We start from the raw sequence: 19727 nt of genomic DNA on the forward strand, positions 1-19727 counted from the left end.
AGGGGGTGCTGTCGATGCCGAACCCGGACTGCTGGAACCCGGCCGCGGCGAAGTACGCCCTGGGTTACTCCGACCTGTCCGGTGACGCCTGGCAGTTCCTCACGGATGAGGCGGGGGATCCGAGCTGCTGACGGCTGTCGTCGCGGCGGCCATGACGGCCTTCTGGGTGTCGCTGCCGAGGGAGTACAGGGGAGTCATCGTGTCGCCGGGCGGAAATTACGACGATGACAGACTGACGACGAACGGCCTCCTGGGCGGCAGCTATGAAAACATGTCGACGTTCGTCAGGAAGGAGGGGATGGGAGCGGCCGACGATTTCATCAGAACCGTCCGCTCACGACACGGGGACATGCTGCGGGACCTGCTGAAGCAGGAGACGAAGAAGGCCAAGGTACTGGCCGGAGGTGGCATCCCGCGGAGAGAGGCGACTCAGAGGATTCAGCACTTCGAAGGCGCGGCAAATATATTCGCCGAATGTTTCAGGAACTCCAGGAGACTATGGAGGAGATCCACCGAGAGCGCCGTTGGCCGTCTCGGATGACACACCCTGGTGAGGATCTCCCCCGCGAATCGCGGGCCGTCCCGGTCGTGCGGGCGGCCGTTCGGGACCTGTCGGCCCGTGAACTCCCCCGGCCCGGCCCCGCCCTGCCGACACGTTCCGTGACCGGCTCCGACGTGTCGTTCCTCAGTGGTTTCATGTGGCGCGAATGCGGCGTTGAATGGATCCGTGAGCAAGAAGGACCCCGCCATGGGCCCGGATCCCGGTGGGCACGAGAGATTCGTCGGTCGTACCGGTGAACTGGCGACCTTCGGCACTCTGGCCGCAGCCGTCCGAGGTGGACAACCTTGGCTGGTGGTGGTCGAAGGCGAGGCCGGGATCGGGAAGACCTGGCTGATCCGAAGGGCCCTGTCCGACCTCCGGGGCTTCGCCGTGTGGTGGGCGCGCTGCGACCCGCTGGAGCGGGACTGGCCGTACGGTGTCGTGGAACAGTGGCTGCGCGGGATCGAGCCCGACTCGCTGGCGTCCTTCGCCGCGCTGAGCGGTCGGCTCGCCCCCCACACCTCTCCCGTCCAAGCCGGTGGCGAGCTCCTGGAACTGCTTGCCACGGCACAGGGCAGAGGGCCGGTGGCGCTGGTTCTGGACGACGCCCAGTGGGCCGACGAAGTGTCGCTGAGAGTAATCGGCTTCATCGTGCGACGGCTGTGGCGGGACCAGGTGATGGTCGTCCTCGCCGCCCGTACCCCTCCCTTGATCGAGGCAGTCGACACCTCGAGTGAGCATCCGGCCGACCCGCACGAAGCATCGTGGCGCTGCCTGGTCACCGGCGCACAACACACCCGGGCGCTACGGCTGAAGGGGCTCGACAGCCGGGGGGTGGCCCAGCTGCTGGCGGCCTCCGCCGGCCGGAAGGCACCCGTCGGCGCGGCGGAGCGGCTGCTCGAACACACCGGGGGCCACCCGCTGCACCTGCACGCGATCATCGCGGCGGCCACGCCGGAACAGCTGGCCGGCGAGGAGGAGCACCTGCCGGTACCCGACTCACTGGCCGACGCCGTACGGACCGCCCTGGCACAGCTGAAAGAACCGTCGAGGATGCTGGTGGAGGCTCTCGCGGTCCTTGACACCTGCGTCCCGCTGGCGCGGGCGGCCCGCCTCGCCCGGATCGACGACCCTGCGGGAGCCCTGGGCCAGGCGTTGGAATCCGGACTGGTCCACTGGAACCCGGACGATCCCACGACGCCGGTGGGGATCCGTCACTCCCTCCAGCGCGAGGCCGTTTACCAGGCCATGGACCCCTGCCGCAGGCGGACCATGCACAACGCGGCCGCGGCGCTGGTGGACACCGACACGGCATGGGTGCACAGGGTGGCGGCAGCCGACGGGACGGACGCACGGCTGGCGGCCGAGCTCGAATCCGAGGCCGGCCGCCAGCTGGAAGCCGAACAGAGCGACCGGGCCGCCACCCTGCTGCTCTGGGCCGCGGATCTGTCCACCAGCCGTACCGAATACGAGCGCCGGCTCCTCCTGGCGGCCATGCGCCTGCACTCCCTCCCCTACCACTCGGGCACCCGCCGGTTCACTCTTCAGGAAGCGGTGGAGCGGTGCGCTCCGTCCCCGCTGCGCTCCTGCGTCCTCGGCCGTGCAGCCACCGCCCACGGGGACTTCGCCCCAGGTGAACGTCACTATCTCGACGCCATCGCCACGGCCCGCGCCACCGGCGACCGGCGGACCGAATCGCGGGCCCGGATCTGGCTCGCCTCGCTCTACAGCTGGCAGGCCGAACGTCCCTCCGCCAGTCTCGCCCTCGTCGGCGACGTTCTCGACCACCGGCTGCTCGATCCGCCGGCCCGGGCCGAGGCCCGCTTCACGCTGATCTTCGCCACCGGCCTCCACCACGGACCGCGCACGGCGCTCGCGATGTCCAAGGACATCCTCGCCCTGCCCGACGACCCCGCCAGGGTCACCCGGGAGGACCACACGGCCCTCGCCGTGCGTGCCATGCTCCGCCTCGCCGTCGGCGAGCGGGCCGCAGCCCAGCGGGACGCCGAGATGGTGCTCGCCCCCACCCGCGTCGAGACCGGCCTCGCCACCCTCACCGCCCGCTCGACGCTCGCCCTGTGCCACTACCAGGCCGGCCGCTGGCAGCAGAGCGCCGAGGTGGCCGGCCACGCCCTCGCCCAGGCCGACCTGGAAGGGCTGCTCTCCGGCCTCCCGGAGGCACACGCCTGGGCGGCGATGGCCGCCGCCGGGCAGGGCCGGCCGGTGGCCGCCCGCAGTCACCTCGATTCCTGCCGGTACTGGAGCGAGCGGATCTCCCCCGCGATGTACGCGGCCCTGCCCGCCGTCGCGGGTGCCGTCCTGGCCCAGGCCCACGCCGACCATCCTCGGATGATGGACCACCTCGACTCCCTGACCCGTCTCCCCGACACGGGCTGGCACCGCCTGAACCGGCAGTTCGAGCTCCCGCTGTACCTCGAGGCCCTCACTGCCACGGGCCGCCTCGCCGAGGCCGAACACACCTTGGACGAACTCCGCGCCCTCAGCGGCAGCGCCCCCGCCCTGGGCCTGATCGCCGATTGGGGGACCGGGCGCCTCGCCCAGGCCCACGGCCGGCTCGACACCGCCATCGCCGTCTACCGTCGTGCCCTCACCCGGCCGGTCACCATCGACGAACAGCCCTTCTACCGGGCCCGCATCGAAAGCGACCTCGGGCACCTCGTCCTGGAGGAGGGCGACCTGCAGACCGCCGCCCCGCTGCTCTGCAACGCCCACCTGCACTTCACCGCGCTCGGCGCCGCCCCGTACGCCCACCGGGTCACAGCGGCACTTGCCGCCTGCGGACTGCGTCCGGCCCCCGGGCTCACCCGCCCCTCCGGCGCACCTCCGGATGCCGTCTCCGACAGCCCGATGTCCGACGCGCACGGCTTCTACGTCATCGGCCTCGATCTTCTGAGCGCGTGGGCGCTGAGCGTCGACCACGCCCACCTGAGCGGCGTCGACGCCGCTCCGCCTCCGTCGTCCTAGCCCGAATCGGCCGCCGGTCACCGACCGGAAGGCAGTTTGAGGCCGCGCAGTTCCCGGCGGGACTTGAGGCCGAGTTTGGTGTAGACGTGGCCCAGGTGGTACTCGACGGTCTTGGCACTGACGTAGAGCTCCTTGGCGATCTCCTGGTTGGTGAGACCCTGGGCGGCAAGGTGGGTGACCGCGCGTTCACGTTCGGTCAGCCGGGTGAGGACACCGAGCGGGCTGCGCACCGCGTCAGACGTGCCGATGCCGGCCATCTCCTGTTCTGCCCGCTGGGAGAACGGTGCGGCTCCCAACGCGTCGTAGCGGCCGCGAGCGGCCTGCAGATGGTCGGCGGCGGCTTGCGTCCTGCCCCTGGCCACGAGCACCCGGCCGCAGGCATGCTCGACGAAAGCCCGGTGAAGGGGCATGTCGTCCGCCGCCGCCGGAAGGCCGATGCCCTCGCGGTACCAACGCTCCGCCGCCTCGGGGTCCCGGTGGCCCTCGGCCAGCAGCCCCTCCAGCCACCGGATGCCCACCTGCAGACTGGGCACGTCGAGCGCCCGGATCTGCGCCAGGGTGCCGGAAGCCCGGTCCAGCTCGCCGACCCCGATCTGCGCCTGCGCGAACAGCGGCAGCCAGATCAACCGCCACGAGAACATACTGCCGGTCTGCGGACCCTCGTGAACCGGCTGCAGCGCCCGGAACATCCCGTCCAGGTCGTCCCGTGCCTGGGCGACCACCGCCGCGGCCATGGCCGGGTAGATCGAGTCGGAGAACACGGCGCTGCTGCGCGCCGCTTCCCTGGATGCCTCGCAGTGCTCCTCGGCCGCATCCCAACGCCCCTGTCCCGCAGCCACCATGGCGGCGACCGCCTGTCCCGGCGCCCGCCCGGACAACGGCCCGTTGGTGGCCGCCAGGCCGAGCGCACGCTCGGCGCTGACCAGTGCCTCCTCCCACCGGCCCGACCAGTACTGGTGCGAGGCCAGCATGAAGTAGTCCGTCGCCCGCACGTCCACGACCTGCCCGTCCCGCTGGCGTCTGGTCAGCGTCACCAGGTCCTGGGTGGCCCGGTGCAGGTAACCCATCGCTCCGCAGGCGATGCTCCTGGCACGGAGCAGCACGCTGTCCGGCACCGGCACCATCTCCGCGTCCTGCGACAGGCCGGGGTGGCGGGCCTCGAAGCCCTGTAGCGTCGGCCGCGGCCCGTCGATCCACTCCGAGGCGAGTACCCAGAGATATTCGGCGTAGCCGACGAACTGCGGGTCCGGTGGGCCCAGCTCCAGCGCCCTCCGCAGAGCCGGCAGGGCCTCCGCTCCCCTGCTCTGCCACACGAGGACCCCTCCGAGCCACAGCAGGGACAGGGCGGCGGTCTCGGTGTCCCCACCCGCATCGGCCTGAGCCACCGCCTGGGTCAGCAGATCCTTGGCCACGCTGAAGCTTCCCCGCCCGAAGGCGAGTCGGCCCAGCACCCCGCTGCGCGCGGCGGAGGGCGTGCACTGGCTGACCGCTTCTTCCAGGGCGAATCCCCGCGCGTAGTCGCTGACCTGGAGCAGCTGGGTGACGGCCGCCAGGAGGCGTTGTTCCTGGACCGGCCGGCTTTCGGACAGGTCTGCCGCCCAGAGCAGGAAGGTTGCGGCCCGGGCGCCTTGTCCGGCGGCGGCCTGCCGTTCGGCCTCGGTCTGCAGTTCGTCCGCCAGCGCCGCGTCGGAACGGTCGGTGGCCGCGACCCGGTGCGCCCAGGACGCGTTGACGTCGACCAACCGGGCGGCGGAGGCGTGGAGATGACGCCGCCGAGGAGGGGTGATCGTTTCGTAGACGGCGTCGCGCTGCAGATTGTGGCGCAGCTGCAGGAGGGTGGTGGCGGCCTCCGGCCACCATTCGACCAGGCCGGAGGCGAGGGCTGCCCCCAGGGCAGTGGCCGCGTCGGCGATCCCTGCGACTTCGGCGGCCACGGCGAGGGGGACCTGTGTGTCGAGGACGGCGAGGGCCTCGACGAGGCCCCGGGAGCTCTCGTCGAGGCCGGCAAGGATCTGACGCACGGTGGCCGCGAGCGATTCGGGAACCGGCAGGGTGCTCTGCGGGTCGGTCAGGTCGTCCGCCGGTACCTGGGTGAGCAGCGAGCGCACGTACAGGGGGTGGCCGCCGGTGTGGGCGCGCAGCCGCTCCGCCGCCCGGGTGGTCAGGCCCTCGGAGCCGGTGGCGCGGGCCAGCGCGAAGACCTCGGCCCGGTCCAGTCCGCGCAGGGTCACCGTGGTCGCGTGCTCGACTCCCGCGATCAGTCGCTCGGATGCCGTCTTCTCGCCGGCCCGGGCCCGGTCCGGCAGTGTCCCGCGGGAGCCGGTGCGGCTGGTGGCCACGAGCAGGACGCGTTCGCTCCACCACCGCCGTACGAGGAAGCGCAGCGTTCCCATGGACGCCTCGTCGATCCACTGGATGTCGTCGACGACCAGGACGACCGGCCGGCGTTCCTCGAGCGTGCCGAGCAGCCGGAGCAGTTGTGCTCCGACCTCGACCGGAGGGGCTCCTTCCGGGATGCGTGACAGCAGGGGGTAGTCCTGGAGGTCCGCCCGTGGGATTCGGCGCAGGAGCTGCTCCACCGCGCCGAACCGGTAGTCCTGCTCGGCCGGGTCGCAGACGGCCCACCACGGTGAGAAGTCGTCCAGGGCGGCCACGGTCTTGCGCACCAGGGCGGTCTTCCCGATTCCCGCCTCCCCCTGGACGACGACCAGCCAGGGCACGCCGTCGGCGGCCTTGGCGGCGCACCCGGCCACCACCGCGAGCTCCGCGGCACGCCCTACGAACTCGGTGTAGGCCGAATCCACCCTGGTGCCCCGCTCTCGTCTCCGGCTCCGGTACCTGCCTGGACAGCATCTGCATCCAATCCCAGTGGCACCGGCAGATGCCAGCAGAACACGCCCTCCCGCCGGTCGCGGTCTCATCTGCCGGTGTCCCGGTGCAGGGGTGCAGGGGTGCAGGGGGCCGGGGTGGTTCGTCAGGGTGGTGTCACGGATGCGGCGGGGATCCGCCGTTCCCGTGCCTGGGTGGCGCTGCGGGGGCCGTCGGATGCTGCTTGGTCCGGATGATTTCGACCGCGTTGCCCAGCGTTGTGAGCGAGCGGGTCTCATCGTCGGTGAGGGTGATGGCGAACCGGTTCTCGATACCTACGGCGAATTCGACCTGCGAGAGCGAGTCGAGATCCAGGGGAATGGATCTGCCGGCTGCGGTGCCGCTGGCCACCGTGAGGCCCAGGTAGTCCCGGATGATGTCGACGAGAACGGCGATGATGAACTTGTCGGGGCCGGGAGCGTACGACACGTTCCGATTCCTTCGCTGCGAATCGCTGGAGCGTTCCCGACGGATCATTCAGTCGCTGAGGTCGAGGGTGAGGTATCGGACCGGCCGGTCTGCGACCTCTCCGCCGATCTGCAGGTCCTTCGCGAGTATGGTGATCCTCCCGAGTTGAAGGAGGTCGGCGAGGACGTTCCTGTCCAGCTGCATCTGCGCTACGAAGTTCTCACCGTCCTCTTGCAGGTGAATCCCGATCTTCGCCCTCTGTTGGGCACCGTGGACGGGCATGGTTGCGGCTCCTGTCTTGAGCGGGTACGGACCGGTTCACCTCATACTCGCCGCCGGTCCCTGGGGCGGAGGTGCCGGAACGGACAGGCTTTCGCGCACCAGCGGCGGGATGGGTCAGAAATTGTCCGCGCCGTGGGACCGGAGGTAGGCGACGGGGTTGATCACCGCACCGTAGGAGTTCGCGGTGCGGATCTCGAAGTGCAGGTGGGGGCCGGTCGAGTTCCCGGTGTTGCCGGACCTGCCGATCTGCTCGCCGGCCTGCACCGTCTCGCCGGCCGTGACCGAGAGCCTGGACAGGTGGGCGTACTGGGCGAACTTACCGTCCTTCAGCCTGAGGACGATCTGCTGACCGTAGGCCCCGGCGTTGCCGGCGGACACGACGGTCGCGTCCGAGACGGCGAGGACGGCGGTTCCCACCGGCACTCCGAAGTCGGTACCGGTGTGGTAGCCGGCTGCATAGCCCGCGTCGGGCTTTCCGAACGGGTTGGTCACCCTGGCGCCGGGGACGGGGCTGGACCAGCCTTGACGCTTGGCGGAATCCGTCGGGGAGCTCGGCGCGGCGGCCTCGGGTGCGGCCTCGGGTTCGGTCGTGGATCCGGTGGTGGGTTCGGTGGTTCGTCCGGGCCTGGCGTGGGGTGCCGCCTTCGCCTCGTCACTGCCCTGCCTCGGGTGCGAGGGGGATTCCCGGCCGTCGGTCCGGGGGGTGTCGGCGGCGGCCGTGGAAGGCGCGGCGGGCTGCTCCTTCTGTGCGGGTCGCGAGGTCTCGGCGGGTTGGCTGTGCCGCGGCTGCGGTGCGGCCGTCTGTCCCGTGCCCGGTTCGGTGCGCGGGGAGAGGTTCGGCGCTATCGCGGCGTGCCGCTGCTCGGGGTGGCGGGAGGTCTGCCGGTAGGGCTTGGGCTCGGCGGTCTGGATCTGCCCGACGCTGGCGATCCGCTCACCGGGGCGGGTGAACGCCGAACTTCCGGGTGTGGTGGGGTGCACGGTCTGCGACTCCGGTCCGTGGACGGTCAGCATGAGGACGAGTGCGGTCGTCAGCGCGCCGACCCAGAGCGCACCACGGCGGTTCGTCCTCCACAGCGTCGACGGCGGGGCGCTCGTCAGGTCTGCGAGCATTCTCCGGCCGCGGCCGGCGGCATGGACGAGCCAGAGGGTGAGGACGGTGATCGGATGCATGGACAACACTCCAGATGCGCTTCCCGGACGCAAGCGGTGGCCTTCTCACAAGGACCGGGGCGCGGCCTTGATGGAAGCGGTACGTTCGGGGCCGACAGCTTCGGACCGTACGCACGGCCTGTGCGGCGCATCAAACAGCCTCGGAGCCCTCGTCAGGACCGCGGCGGACGAAAGGGCAGCGCCGATCCGCGGTGCCCGCCCACCCGTCGAGATGTCGTCGGAGCCCACGACGGGCGGGGCTCGGTACCCGCACGGGGATCAGTGGTCCGCCGCCGCGGACTCGGTACGGGCCGGGGTCGTGAACCGGTGGACGGCCGGGAAGGGAAGGCCCACTCTGCGCGGTGGGGAAGCCGGGGCCCGCGTTGCCGGTTGCGTGCTCTGCCCGAGCGGCTGCCCGATCTCCCGCGCCTGGTGGCCCCGCGGTTCCACCCTGCGCGTCGCGTCGCATCCCGTCGCGGCCCCGTCCGGTCGGTCGGCCGAGGACGACGGTGGCGTCGTCATGGCGATTGCGGAAGGCGCAGTTCGGCGGGCCGGGGTGGGCGGGCAGGTGAAGTTGCGGTGGCCCAGGACCTCGATGATGTGACGTCGCGTTACTCGGTCATGCGGTACGCACAGCGCGACTCGCCGCCACCGTGGGACGGCTCGGCCCGCGGTGGCCGACGACGAGGGCGGCCACCGCGCATGCGCCGTGGCCGCCCTCGTACGATCGGGACTCGTTCAGCGTGTGATCGCGTCGTACTCCTCGAAGCTGATCTTGTCGTCCCCGTTCTTGTCGGCGAGCTTCACGAAGGCATTCGCGTTGGCTTCGGAGATTTGCCCGCTGGGGGTCTGGAGGGCCTCCCTGAATTCCTTCGCGGTGATAAAACCGTCATGGTTGGTGTCGATGGCATCGAAATCGGCGCGCTTCTTGTCAGTCACAGGATCTCCCTCGGGGCAGCAAGTATTCCAGTACTAACCGAACTCGCAGCCGCCTGCCACCTGTGGAGACACCACGCCGGACCGGCCGCCACGGCGTCCCCGGTGCCGACAGCGCCGTCCTACGTGCCTTATGACGCATCCCCTGCTGGATCCCGGTCGGCCAGGGGCCGGGCCCCCTGCGAGAGGATGCCCTCCACGATCAGCCACTGGGCGATGTTGTAGGAGGAGAGGACGAACGTCTGGGCGGCGGCCTTCAGCCGTTCGTCGGTGAGCAGGCTCCGGCGGATCAGGATCGCCGTGTCGGAGAGCGCGAAGAGCACGGCACCACCTGCCAGCCAGGTTCGGCGGTCGGACGTCGGCCGGACGAAACCCGAGGCGGACGGTCCGAGGCGGGCCGGGCGCGGGTCCTGCGCGAGGGCGACTGTGGCGGCCAGCGTTCCGGCGTACACGCAGAGGGTGACCGGGACGCCGGGGCCCGTGCGCCCGCGCCGGATCGCCATGAGCCCCGTTGCCGCTGCCCACGCCGCCGCCGGCACCGCGGCGGTGCGGCGGGTGAACCGGTTGCCTCGACGCCACAGCAACCCGGAGTAGAGGAGCTGCATGGCACCGAATGCGGCCGCTCCGCGGATGATCTGGCCGTCGTCGTCCGACCGTGACATGTAGTAGTCACCCACACCGGCCGCGGCCAGGCCGGCGGCGAGCAGCGGCAGTTCGCCGGGGCGCAGCTCTCCTCGGCGGCGGAACGCCTTGAGCGCGAGGAGTGGCACCGCAACGGGCTTGGTCGCGAGCTGCAACGGCCGGTTGCCCGTCCTCGCCGCCCAGATTTCGCCGAAGGCGGCGGCTTGGAACAGGACTTCCTCCACCAGGCGTCGTCTGCCCACCCACATCTGTGCGGTCGCCTTCCTCTTCCGGTCGCTGCATTCCCACGGAGTACCGGGGGCGCGGACCGGGCCGCGCAGCATCGTCACACAACGGAAGACGTTGCGGTAGAGGCCGATCATGACCGCGTCAGGGCTATGGACGGTGGTGATCGCGTGCACCATACTCCGTGCTACCAATGAGTAGGAAAGCGGAGGACGCATGACCGAGCACGCCCGCCGAGCCTTTGAGCAGCTCCGCGAGACGGGCCACTTCCAGTGGTACGTCATTCCGATCCTGCTGGTCGTGCTGTACGTCTACGCGACGGAGGTCGAGCGCAGGAACTGGAACGTGCTCTTCGCGGGCCTCGCCCTGTGGGGTGCGGACTGGTTCAACGAGATCTGGAACAGCCTGGTGTTCCACGCCACGGGTCGCGCACCGATGTGGGGCGCCACGGGGCCGACGGCCTATCAGATCCTCATCGGGCTGAACATGGAGATCTGCCTGATGTTCGCGATCATGGGTGTGGTGGCAGCGAAGCTGCTGCCCGCCGATCGCCGCCTGCGGATAGCCGGGATTCCGAACCGCTACGTGTTCGCCGCGGTCAACTCCGCCCTGGCGGTGGGCGTCGAGGTCATGCTCAACAAGGCCGGTGTCCTGACCTGGGACTGGTCGTGGTGGCAGGCGGGCAGCCCGCTGCCGATCTGGCTGGCCGGCTACATGCCGCTGTTCCTCGCGTGTTTCTGGGTGTACGACATCCGCACCGTGCGGATGAAGGCGCTCGCGGTGGGCTGCCTCTTCGGGCTGGACGCCGTCGCCCTCGCGGTGTTCGGTTTCCTGGGGTGGCTGTGAAGCACGCGCACGGGCCGGGTGCCGGGTAGGCCGCTACTCCCGTGTCTCCATCCGGAGAACCTTGTGGACACCGTCTTCACCCACCACGTCACCGTCCGCCAAGGAACGGCTCGGGAGTCTTTTCAGCAACGCCCTGTCCACCTGCCCGGCCGGCCCGCAGGGCAGGGAGTCGAGCACGATCAGCTGGCGGGGCGCCCGGTACCACGCCGAGTCCGCCATCACGTGCCGCCGCAACTCCGACAGCGACGGCACCCGGGCGCCGTCGTCCGGTACGACGATCGCCACGATGCGCTCCGCCCCTACGTCGTCGGGGAATCCGACGACCGCGCAGTCGCGAACGTGCTCGTGGCGGCGCAGGGAGCTCTCCACGTCCGCGGCAGACACCTCGACTCCACCGCTGGAGATCACGTCGTCCGCCCGGCGGACCACCTTCAGGGTCCCGTCGGCCTCCCAGCCGCCGATGTCCGCCGCCCGGAAGTAGCCGCTGCGGAATCGTGACGCGGTCCTCACGGGATCCAGCCGGTAGCGCGAGGCGACCCCGGCCCCGCCGATCTCGATCCGGCCGCCGGCTCCCAGCCGGATCCGCACGTGGTCGAGCGGCACGCCGTCCACGACGCACCCGCCGCACGTCTCGGTCATCCCGTAGCTCAGCCTGAGCTGAGCCCCGGCGTCACGGGCCCGGTGCACCAGGTGCCCGGGCGTCCGGCTCGTCCCGACGAGTATGCCGTCCAGAGCGGACAGATCAGCCCCGGCCTCCAGCAGGCGTTCCAGCTGGGTCGGGACGAGCGCGGTGAAGTGCCGGACACCGGGATCCATCCGGTCCACGGCGCGCAGGAATTCACGCGGGTCGAACGGCCCCGGATCCATCACGACCGGGGGGATCCCCGCCACCCACGAGCGGACCATCGCCTGCATCCCGCCGATGTGCGAACACGGCAGGGCGACCAGCCACTGGCCCGGCCCGCCGAGCCGTTCGTGCATTCCCGCGGCGGCACGGCGCAGGGCCTCCGCGGACAGCTCGACCCCCTTGGGGTCCCCGGGCGGCCCCGAGGTCATCATGATGAGCGCGGTGTCCTCCGCGGCGCCCCTCTCCGGTGCCATTCTCCTGAGGTCGCCACCCGTGCCCGGGCCGCCCGGGACCACCAGCAGGGCCTCGGCCGATCCGTTCAGTGCGGCCTCGACCAGCCGTCCCATCCGCCGGGGGGCCCGGTGTGCAAGCTCGGGCGGCACGGTTCTCACTCGTCGCATGGGAGGTCACACCCTCAGAAACGCCACGTGAGGTCCCTTCAGCCGGGCTCCGATGTGCAGGGGAGAGCGTCGCCCCGGCAGGTTCTGGCCTTCGTCGTCGGAGCGCGGGCACGCCGGTGCACCAAGTCTGCTACCGCTCTTGGGACCTGCCGTGCCCACGCGAGCAGCGGTGCGGGCAGGAGATCGGTCCGGCCGGGCACTCCTTCCCGTCGTCCTCCGCCGGCGGAACGGGACTGAACGACCGTCACCGTCACCGTCGTCGGCCGACGCCGGCCCTGCGCAGCCGCCGGAGCGTGCCGGTTCCCGCCCCTCCGGTACAAACCTCCTGCACGGCCGGGCAGTATCGCCGCAGTCCTCCGAACAGCGAACCCCGTTGCACCTACGCTGACTTGCCCCAGAGCCTCCGGGTCAACCTCACGCGATCCGAGAGCAACCTGCGAGCAGTCTTCCGGAGGTATCCCTGTGCGTAAGATCCGTCATGCAGCCATCGCCACCGCGGCGATCGGTGGTGTCCTACTCGTCTCCACATCCGTCTCGTGGGCGGCCCAGACCCCACCGCCTGTCAGCGTGGACAAGCTCACGTTCACCCCACAGCCCGTCGTCCCGGACAGCCCCGCGAGTGCGAAGCTCACCGTTCACTCCAACAGCAAAACCTGCGTCAAAGCCAAGGCGTTGACGGTGGCTGTTCGCGACGCTTCGGGAAAGAATGTCGATTTCCCCGGCGCGGTCAACAACGTCTCGATCTGTTCGTACGGATACACACTCACCACTGGTCAGCGCACTTTCGGCGCCGGTGCGTACACGGTCTTCGGGTCGTACCAGGACAGCACGGGGTGGCATCCCCTGCCCAGCCAGACCCTCACCGTCGCGAAGGCCCCGGAGCCGACGCAGACACCCACCCAGACGCCGTCGCAGACACCCACCCAGACACCCACCCAGACGCCGTCGCCGTCGCAGACGCCCCCGCCCCCGTCCCCGCCCCCGACCGACGGGAACCCCACGGGCATTCCGGGCACCTGGCACCAGGTCTTCAACGACGACTTCACCGGCACCACGCTGGACAACTCGAAGTGGCGGGCGGGCTGGTTCGGGGATGGCGTCACGGCACCGGTGAACGCCAGCAGCGAATCGCAGTGCTACGACGCCAAGAACTCAACGGTCTCGGACGGAAGCCTGCACCTGACGGCCGTTCCGGTCGAAAGCACCTGCACGTCCAAAAACACCGTCCTGAAGCAGAAAAACACCTCGGGGCTGGTGTCGACCAATCCGCATGACGGGCGGGCCTCGGGCGGCTTCGAATTCACCTACGGAGCGATGGAGGCCAGGATATACCTGCCCGGCTCGGGCTCGAGGATCGCGAACTGGCCGGCCTTCTGGACCGACGGCCAGGACTGGCCGAACACCGGCGAGCTGGACGTGATGGAGGGCCTCGGCGACGGCCAGGCCTGCTACCACTTCCACTACTCCACGTCGGGCGCTCCCGGCGGCTGTGCGACCGGGGACTTCACCGGCTGGCACACCTTCGGCGCCGACTGGAGCCCGGGCTCGGTCACGTACTACTACGACGGTGTGAAGGTCGGCCAGATCACCAACGGCATCACCTCGTCGCCCATGTACGTGATCCTGAACAACGCCGTGTACAGCGGGAGTGGCGCCGTCACGTCCTTGCCGGCGGACATGCAGGTCGACTATGTCCGGGTCTGGCAGCACTAGCGACCGACGGAAGGCACATCACCGGGCCTGACCGGCGGACCGGCATCGTCGAGGATCCGGTCGGAGGCGCCGCAGCGGAGACGAGTACTCCACTGCGGCGCCTCTTCGGCGGTGGTGGACGCGGTACCGCCCCATCGGGAGGAGGCCGTGCCGGGGGCCGGTGCTCAGGGGGTGGGCGACTCCGCCGTCCCGGACGGGCTCTCGGTGCCGGGCGTCCCGGTGTCCTCGCTGCCCGCCGTGGTGGAGTCGGTCGTCTCCGGTGTGCCGGTGGCCGGCTCGGGCGTGGCCTCCTGCGAGGGGGCGGGGGCTTCCTGCTCCGCGGTGGCTGCGGAGGATTCGGCCGCGGCGGTGGGGGTCTCGGTCGTGGGCGTGGTCGTGGGTGTGTCCGTGGGTGTGTCCGATGTGCTGGGCGATGCGGAGCTCTCCGCGGCCGCCGGGGAGGTCGGGCTCTCGGACGGGACGGCCGACTCCGCCGTGGCGACGGGTGCGGTGGCGGCGGGTTCGGCCGTGGGGGGCTGGGCCGTGCCTGCGGGGGCGTCGGCCGTCGTCGTGACGGCTCCTCCGGAGGTGTACTGGCGGATCCAGCTCAGGACGACCGTGAGGTAGGCGTCGGAGTGGTTGTAGGCGAGGATGGCCTTGTTGAGCCCCTCGGGGGTGCTCAGGTCGCCGCCTGCGGCGCAGAGGTAACGGGCCGCGGCCAGTGCCGCGTCGTAGATGTTCTGCGGGTCGGGTACGGCGCCGGGGCGTTCGGTCTGTCCCCAGCGCTCCCACGAGGAGGGGATGAACTGCATCGGCCCCACCGCCCGGTCCCACGTCGTGTCGCCGTCCAGCGTGCCTTCGTCGGTGTCGCCTATCGCGGCGGTCCCGGACGACCCGTTCAGCACGGGGCCGAGGATGGCGGGGGCCGCCGTACCGTCGCTGGTCAGCCTGCCCCCTGACGCGTGGTTGGACTCGACCTTCCCGATCCCGGCCGTCATCTGCCAGGTGAGATGGCAGCTGGGCAGGCTCGATGCCATGGCACTCTCGGCGAGGTGGTAGGCGGCGAGGACGGTGACGGGGATCGAGCTGCCGCCCGGGTTGATCTGCTGTCGTGCGGATCCCTGCTGCGCGCCCGTGCCTGCGCCCGTGCCTGCCGCGGACGGTGACTCGCTGTCCGGTGTGGCCATGAAGGGTGCGGGGCCGCCGCCGTCGACGCCGGTGTCCGGCTCGCTGGATCCGGCGGACCCGGCGGACGGTTTTGCGGCGCTGTCGTCGGAGAGGGCCAGCATGGGCCAGACCGGGAGGGTCGCGAGGGTCAGGACGGCCAGCAGGGCCGGTGCCCTGCGCCGGGTCTTCGTCAGCGGTTTCCCGAGGCGCAGCCGGGCGGCGTGTCGGGCCCGGATCCCGGCGGGCCCGTGATGAGGGATGATCACGGGCCCGCGGACGGGCCAGGACGGCATCGTGTGCCGGGTGCGCACCCTGGGGGCCGCGACACGCGGTGATGGTTTCGGCGAGTCGGTGCCCATCGGTCTCCCATGATCGGGATGCTCGGACCGAGCCGGGGCACGCGAGTGTCCGACCACGGCCGTAGGGACGCGGAGTCGGCCGGTGGTCGGCTCCGCCTGACGAGTCTGGCCGCAGGGCGTTCGTCTCCGCAGGGGCGATCGGGCGGCCTTTCGGTCCGCCTCGGGTGCACCTTCAGTGATCCGTCGTGGGTGGCCGGCGACCGCGGCGAGCTTCTCGTTTGCCTCATCAGTCCTCCCCCATAACCTCCGGTTCTCCAGTTTCACGACCTAATGACATGTCTTTGACAAAGTGCGACCCTTTCGGGACGCGTGACTCCGTCATTCGGTTCCCCGGCCCCACATGGCCTCCTGGCGGTCCGCCACGCGCTCATGCGCCTTCCGCTCGATCCGGTCGGCATCCGTCCGGCCGGCTCCCCAGCCCGAACCGGGCCGCCAGAAGGAGTTCCGTTGAGACGTCAATCCCCCACGATCGTCGGCGTGAGTGCCTGGCTCGTCGGCGCCGCCCTGCTCGCCGTCAGCCTCCCCACCGCCGCCCACGCCGCCGCCGGCTCGGCCCCGGCGCCGAACGTGCGGCCCGCAGCCGGCGCCCTGGCCGCCGACCTCGGCCCGGAGCAGCAGTCCGCGCTGCTCACCTCGGCGGCGGCATCCGCCCAGCGGACGGCCGAGGCCCTGCAACTGGGCCCACAGGAGAAGCTCCTGCCGCGCTCGGTGCTCAAGGACGCCGACGGCACCCTGCACACCCGGTACGAACGCACCTTCGCCGGCCTGCCGGTGCTCGGCGGCGACCTGGTGGTGCACCAGGCCGGCAACGGTTCCCTCAAGGGCGTCACCAAGGCCACCGAGGGTTCGGTGGCGGTCCCGTCCACCACTCCGGCGCGGAGCGCCGCCTCCGCGCAGGAGCTGGCCCTCGGCCGGGCCGGCGCCGAGGGTTCCACCGCGACCAAGGCCGACTCGACGCGGACGGTGGTGTGGGCCGCGACCGGCACCCCGGTCCTCGCCTGGGAGACCGTGGTCGGCGGTCTCCAGGACGACGGCACGCCGAGCGAGCTGCACGTGATCACCGACGCCACCAGCGGCGCCAAGCTGTACGAGTACCAGGCCGTGGAAACCGGCCTCGGCACCGGCCAGTACAACGGCCCGGTGACCATCGGCACCACCGCCTCCGGCACCGCCTGGACGATGACGGACGGCGGGCGCGGCGGGCACAAGACCTACGACCTCAACGGCGGCACCTCCGGCACGGGCACCCTGTACACCGACCCGGACGACGTCTGGGGCGACGGGCTTCAGAGCAACCGCCAGACTGCCGGCGTCGACGCCGCGTTCGGAGCCCAGGCGACCTGGGACTTCTACAAGGACGTGTTCGGCCGCACCGGCATCCGCAACGACGGGGTGGGCGCCTACTCGCGGGTCCACTACGGCAACGCCTACGTCAACGCCTTCTGGAGCGACTCCTGCTTCTGCATGACCTACGGCGACGGCTCGGGCAACGCCAACCCGCTGACGGCGCTGGACGTCGCCGCACACGAGATGACCCACGGTGTCACGGCCGCCACCGCCAGGCTGGTCTACAGCGGTGAGTCCGGCGGTCTGAACGAGGCGACCTCCGACATCATGGCCGCCGCCGTGGAGTTCAACGCCGGCACCGCCACCGACCCCGGTGACTACCTGGTCGGCGAGAAGATCAACATCTACGGGGACGGCAAGCCCCTGCGCTACATGGACAAGCCCTCCAAGGACGGCAAGTCGAAGGACTCCTGGTACTCGGGCATCAGCTCGATCGACGTCCACTACTCCTCGGGCCCGGCCAACCACTGGTTCTACCTGGCCTCCGAGGGCAGCGGCGCCAAGGTCGTCAACGGCGTCGCGTACGACAGCCCCACCTCCGACGGCCTGCCGGTCACCGGGATCGGCCGCGACGCGGCGCAGCGGATCTGGTACCGGGCGCTGTCGACGTACATGACCTCCACCACCAACTACGCGGCCGCCCGCACGGCGACCCTGCAGGCTGCGGCGGACCTGTACGGGCTGAACAGCGTCACCTACGTCAACGTCGCCAACGCCTGGGCCGGCATCAACGTCGGTCCCCGGATGGCGCTGGGTGTCTCGGTGACCAGCCCCGGCACGCAGACCAGCGCCCTGGACTCCGCCGTCAACCTGCAGATCGCGGCCGGCAGCACCAACCCGGGGGCGCTGTCCTACTCCGCCACGGGCCTGCCCGAGGGGCTGTCGATCGACCCGTCCACCGGTCTGGTGACCGGTACCCCCGCCGCCCTGGGCACCAGCGCGGTGACGGTGACGGTGGCCGATGAGACCGGTGCGAGTTCCACGGCGAGCTTCACCTGGAACGTGGTGGCCTTCATCACCACCTTCGAGAACGCCACCGCCGTGTCGATCCCGGACCACGGCGACGCGGTGTACTCGGACATCCCCGTCAGCCGGATCGAGGGGAACGCGCCGACCGCTCTCAAGGTGGACGTGGACATCCGGCACACGTACCGCGGTGACCTGGCCATCGACCTGGTGGCCCCGGACGGCACCGCCTACCGGCTGAAGGACGTCAGCGTCGGGGACTCCGAGGACGACGTGATCGCCACGTACACGGTGGACGCCTCGAAGGTGGTCGCCGCCGGCACCTGGAGGCTGAAGGTCCAGGACCTCTACTCCATCGACACCGGCTACATCAACAGCTGGAAGCTGACGTTCTGACGCACGGCGAGCACCACCGGCGGTAGATCCGCCACCTGTGCGGGGAGGGCCCTCGAACCGGCGCGAGGGCCCTCCCTTCCGTCGTATCCCGAGGGAGATTCGCGGATCCGGCACCCCGGGGAGGCGCTCCCCGCGCGAGGGGGACGGGCCGCATCTACGGTGTGAGCACAGTTGCACTCCGTGCCTTCACCGGCGCGCCCGAGAAAGAGGAACACTGTGATTACAGCACGTGACATCATGTCCAACGGCGCCCAGTGCATCAACGCCGACCAGACCCTGATGGACGCTTCGCGGATGATGCGCGAGATGGGCGTCGGCGCCCTGCCGATCTGCGGGCCCGACAAGAAGCTCAAGGGCATGATCACGGACCGTGACATCGTCACCCGGTGTATCGCCGAGGGCAAGGATCCGTCGATGATGAAGGCCATGGAGCTGGCGGGTCACCTGCACTGTGTGAGGGCGGACGACTCCATGGACGAGGTGCTGAAGAAGATGGAGCAGCACCAGATCCGGCGGATGCCGGTGATCGACAACGACCGGCTGGTCGGCATGATCAGCGAGGCCGACCTGGCGATGGGCCACCGCGAGGGCGGACGGCTGACCGATCAGCAGATCATCGAGTTCATGGACAGCGTCTACGCCAAGCGTTGACCGGTACCGTTCGCGCCGGTCCGGCCGCCCTGGCCGGACCGGCGCCGTACGTCGTCGTGCGAGCGCCCCTCCGCCCGGGCAGGCCGGGCAGGCCGGGCAGGCCGGTGCACCAGGGCATCGAAACCCGCACGAAGGGGTGCTCGGCCGGTACCGGTGGACACCCCGTCACCGCGGTGACACTGGGGAGATCCGTCCTGCATGTGCAGACGTTCTCCATCTTTCCGGCGGGAGAGAAGATGAACTGGCGATCTTCGATCGACACCATCATGAGATGGTCCAGCCCCGGGGGCTCGCCGTGGGCCTCGTTGAAACGGCGCTTCAACGCGAAGAAATCCGATATGCAGGGGCGTATCTCCAGGCATCTGCCACGGAATACGCTGCCAAGGTGATCTCCGAAGGATGAGACCCCGCAGGGGGCATGACGCCGCCCCGCCGCCCACCGGCGCCGCCAGCGCTGCAGGGGAGGCCGCCCGACGCTATGATGATCAGGCTTCATCATGAATCGATCGGCGCAGCGACTCACCGATTCACCGTGGACGGCCTGAGGAGTCACATGCCAGGGCTGATTGCGAAATCCGGGGACCTGCTCGTCCCCATGTTCGCTCCGGTCATATTCCTGCCACCGACACTGCCTATCATCGGCACCTCGGCCATTCTCGTCAACGGACTTCCGGCATGCCTTCTCGAGGATCTCGAGTTGTCGGTGGCAGAGCCGGTCGAATATACCGAGCCGCCACTTTTCCTCACCCCCGGCATGGGAATATTCGAGCTCATCCCCACCCCCGCGAATTTCACCGAGCGCACCCTCACCATGCTGGGGCCGCTCGCAATCATCGAAGCCCCCATCCCGGCTCTCTTCACGGTGGTCGTTCCGGCCTTCAACCCGGCGACCATCCCGGCCCCCACACCGGATCTGGTCATCGAGAAGCCGGGAGAGTTCGAGATCGTCCCGGCGCCGCCGGCGCCTGCCGTCCTCGCGGGGTGAGCCGAGGTCCGGCTGCGCCGGCGGCGGACGG

General features: G+C 70.4%; 15 protein-coding genes. 7 read left to right on the plus strand and 8 right to left on the minus strand.

All coding sequences use genetic code 11. The annotated features are described in order from the left end of the window. Positions 1-151 precede the first annotated feature (151 nt). Both AB0D08_RS11370 and AB0D08_RS11375 read left to right on the plus strand, forming a co-directional pair. On the plus strand, positions 152-541 hold the full coding sequence (locus AB0D08_RS11370; protein WP_359887860.1) for a hypothetical protein: 390 nt from the start codon (positions 152-154) through the stop codon (positions 539-541). A gap of 186 nt (positions 542-727) precedes the next feature. Further along, complete coding sequence (locus AB0D08_RS11375) at positions 728-3526, plus strand: AAA family ATPase (protein WP_359887863.1); 2799 nt, start codon at positions 728-730, stop codon at positions 3524-3526. A 17-nt stretch (positions 3527-3543) separates the two neighbouring features. Here AB0D08_RS11375 and AB0D08_RS11380 read toward each other — a convergent pair whose 3' ends face one another. From AB0D08_RS11380 to AB0D08_RS11405, 6 genes are all read right to left on the minus strand, one after another. After that, positions 3544-6330: an AAA family ATPase gene (locus tag AB0D08_RS11380; RefSeq protein WP_359887866.1), complete on the minus strand. Its 2787-nt coding sequence runs from the start codon at positions 6328-6330 to the stop codon at positions 3544-3546. 181 nt (positions 6331-6511) lie between these two features. Continuing rightward, complete coding sequence (locus AB0D08_RS11385) at positions 6512-6823, minus strand: phosphopantetheine-binding protein (RefSeq protein ID WP_033821477.1); 312 nt, start codon at positions 6821-6823, stop codon at positions 6512-6514. 48 nt (positions 6824-6871) lie between these two features. Next, positions 6872-7084, minus strand: coding sequence for a hypothetical protein (locus AB0D08_RS11390; protein ID WP_033821476.1), 213 nt, complete (start codon positions 7082-7084; stop codon positions 6872-6874). 114 nt (positions 7085-7198) lie between these two features. Beyond that, entirely contained in the window at positions 7199-8257 is a 1059-nt protein-coding gene (locus AB0D08_RS11395) for a peptidoglycan DD-metalloendopeptidase family protein (RefSeq protein WP_359887870.1), read from the minus strand. 717 nt (positions 8258-8974) lie between these two features. Beyond that, entirely contained in the window at positions 8975-9175 is a 201-nt protein-coding gene (locus tag AB0D08_RS11400; protein ID WP_033821475.1) for an EF-hand domain-containing protein, read from the minus strand. Positions 9176-9303: 128 nt separating this feature from the next. Next, entirely contained in the window at positions 9304-10218 is a 915-nt protein-coding gene (locus tag AB0D08_RS11405; RefSeq protein ID WP_199520366.1) for a lysoplasmalogenase family protein, read from the minus strand. 37 nt (positions 10219-10255) lie between these two features. On the opposite strand from AB0D08_RS11405, the gene AB0D08_RS11410 reads away from it, so the two are divergent. Further along, complete coding sequence (locus AB0D08_RS11410) at positions 10256-10885, plus strand: hypothetical protein (RefSeq protein ID WP_033821474.1); 630 nt, start codon at positions 10256-10258, stop codon at positions 10883-10885. Between the two features lie 33 nt (positions 10886-10918). On the opposite strand, the gene AB0D08_RS11415 is transcribed toward AB0D08_RS11410, so the two are convergent. Continuing rightward, complete coding sequence (locus AB0D08_RS11415; RefSeq protein WP_359887874.1) at positions 10919-12133, minus strand: AMP-binding protein; 1215 nt, start codon at positions 12131-12133, stop codon at positions 10919-10921. A 567-nt stretch (positions 12134-12700) separates the two neighbouring features. Here AB0D08_RS11415 and AB0D08_RS11420 point away from each other — a divergent pair. Continuing rightward, positions 12701-13846, plus strand: coding sequence for a glycoside hydrolase family 16 protein (locus AB0D08_RS11420; protein WP_359887877.1), 1146 nt, complete (start codon positions 12701-12703; stop codon positions 13844-13846). Positions 13847-14010: 164 nt separating this feature from the next. Here the strand turns inward: AB0D08_RS11420 and AB0D08_RS11425 are convergent, their stop codons facing one another. Then, complete coding sequence (locus AB0D08_RS11425; protein WP_359887880.1) at positions 14011-15258, minus strand: lytic transglycosylase domain-containing protein; 1248 nt, start codon at positions 15256-15258, stop codon at positions 14011-14013. A 570-nt stretch (positions 15259-15828) separates the two neighbouring features. On the opposite strand from AB0D08_RS11425, the gene AB0D08_RS11430 reads away from it, so the two are divergent. From AB0D08_RS11430 to AB0D08_RS11440, 3 genes are all read left to right on the plus strand, one after another. Next, positions 15829-18060 (plus strand): M4 family metallopeptidase, encoded by a 2232-nt coding sequence (locus AB0D08_RS11430; RefSeq protein ID WP_233289101.1) that lies wholly within the window; start codon positions 15829-15831, stop codon positions 18058-18060. A 216-nt stretch (positions 18061-18276) separates the two neighbouring features. After that, positions 18277-18711 carry a CBS domain-containing protein gene (locus AB0D08_RS11435; RefSeq protein ID WP_033821471.1) on the plus strand — a complete coding sequence of 145 codons (435 nt, stop codon included), beginning with the start codon at positions 18277-18279 and terminating at the stop codon, positions 18709-18711. Positions 18712-19264: 553 nt separating this feature from the next. After that, positions 19265-19696, plus strand: a complete 432-nt coding sequence (locus AB0D08_RS11440; protein ID WP_149038262.1) for a hypothetical protein — start codon at positions 19265-19267, stop codon at positions 19694-19696. Positions 19697-19727 lie beyond the last annotated feature (31 nt).

It is taken from the genome of Kitasatospora sp. NPDC048540, from assembly GCF_040651175.1.
Classification (GTDB): Bacteria; Actinomycetota; Actinomycetes; order Streptomycetales; family Streptomycetaceae; genus Kitasatospora.

What these genes read in the sequence shown, in the direction of transcription:
- AB0D08_RS11395 (WP_359887870.1), bottom strand. Translation starts at nt 8,257, where the DNA reads ATGCATCCGATCACCGTCCTCACCCTCTGGCTCGTCCATGCCGCCGGC.
- AB0D08_RS11410 (WP_033821474.1), top strand. Translation starts at nt 10,256, where the DNA reads ATGACCGAGCACGCCCGCCGAGCCTTTGAGCAGCTCCGCGAGACGGGC.
- AB0D08_RS11440 (WP_149038262.1), top strand. Translation starts at nt 19,265, where the DNA reads ATGCCAGGGCTGATTGCGAAATCCGGGGACCTGCTCGTCCCCATGTTC.
- AB0D08_RS11370 (WP_359887860.1), top strand. Translation starts at nt 152, where the DNA reads ATGACGGCCTTCTGGGTGTCGCTGCCGAGGGAGTACAGGGGAGTCATC.
- AB0D08_RS11390 (WP_033821476.1), bottom strand. Translation starts at nt 7,084, where the DNA reads ATGCCCGTCCACGGTGCCCAACAGAGGGCGAAGATCGGGATTCACCTG.
- AB0D08_RS11405 (WP_199520366.1), bottom strand. Translation starts at nt 10,218, where the DNA reads ATGGTGCACGCGATCACCACCGTCCATAGCCCTGACGCGGTCATGATC.
- AB0D08_RS11415 (WP_359887874.1), bottom strand. Translation starts at nt 12,133, where the DNA reads ATGCGACGAGTGAGAACCGTGCCGCCCGAGCTTGCACACCGGGCCCCC.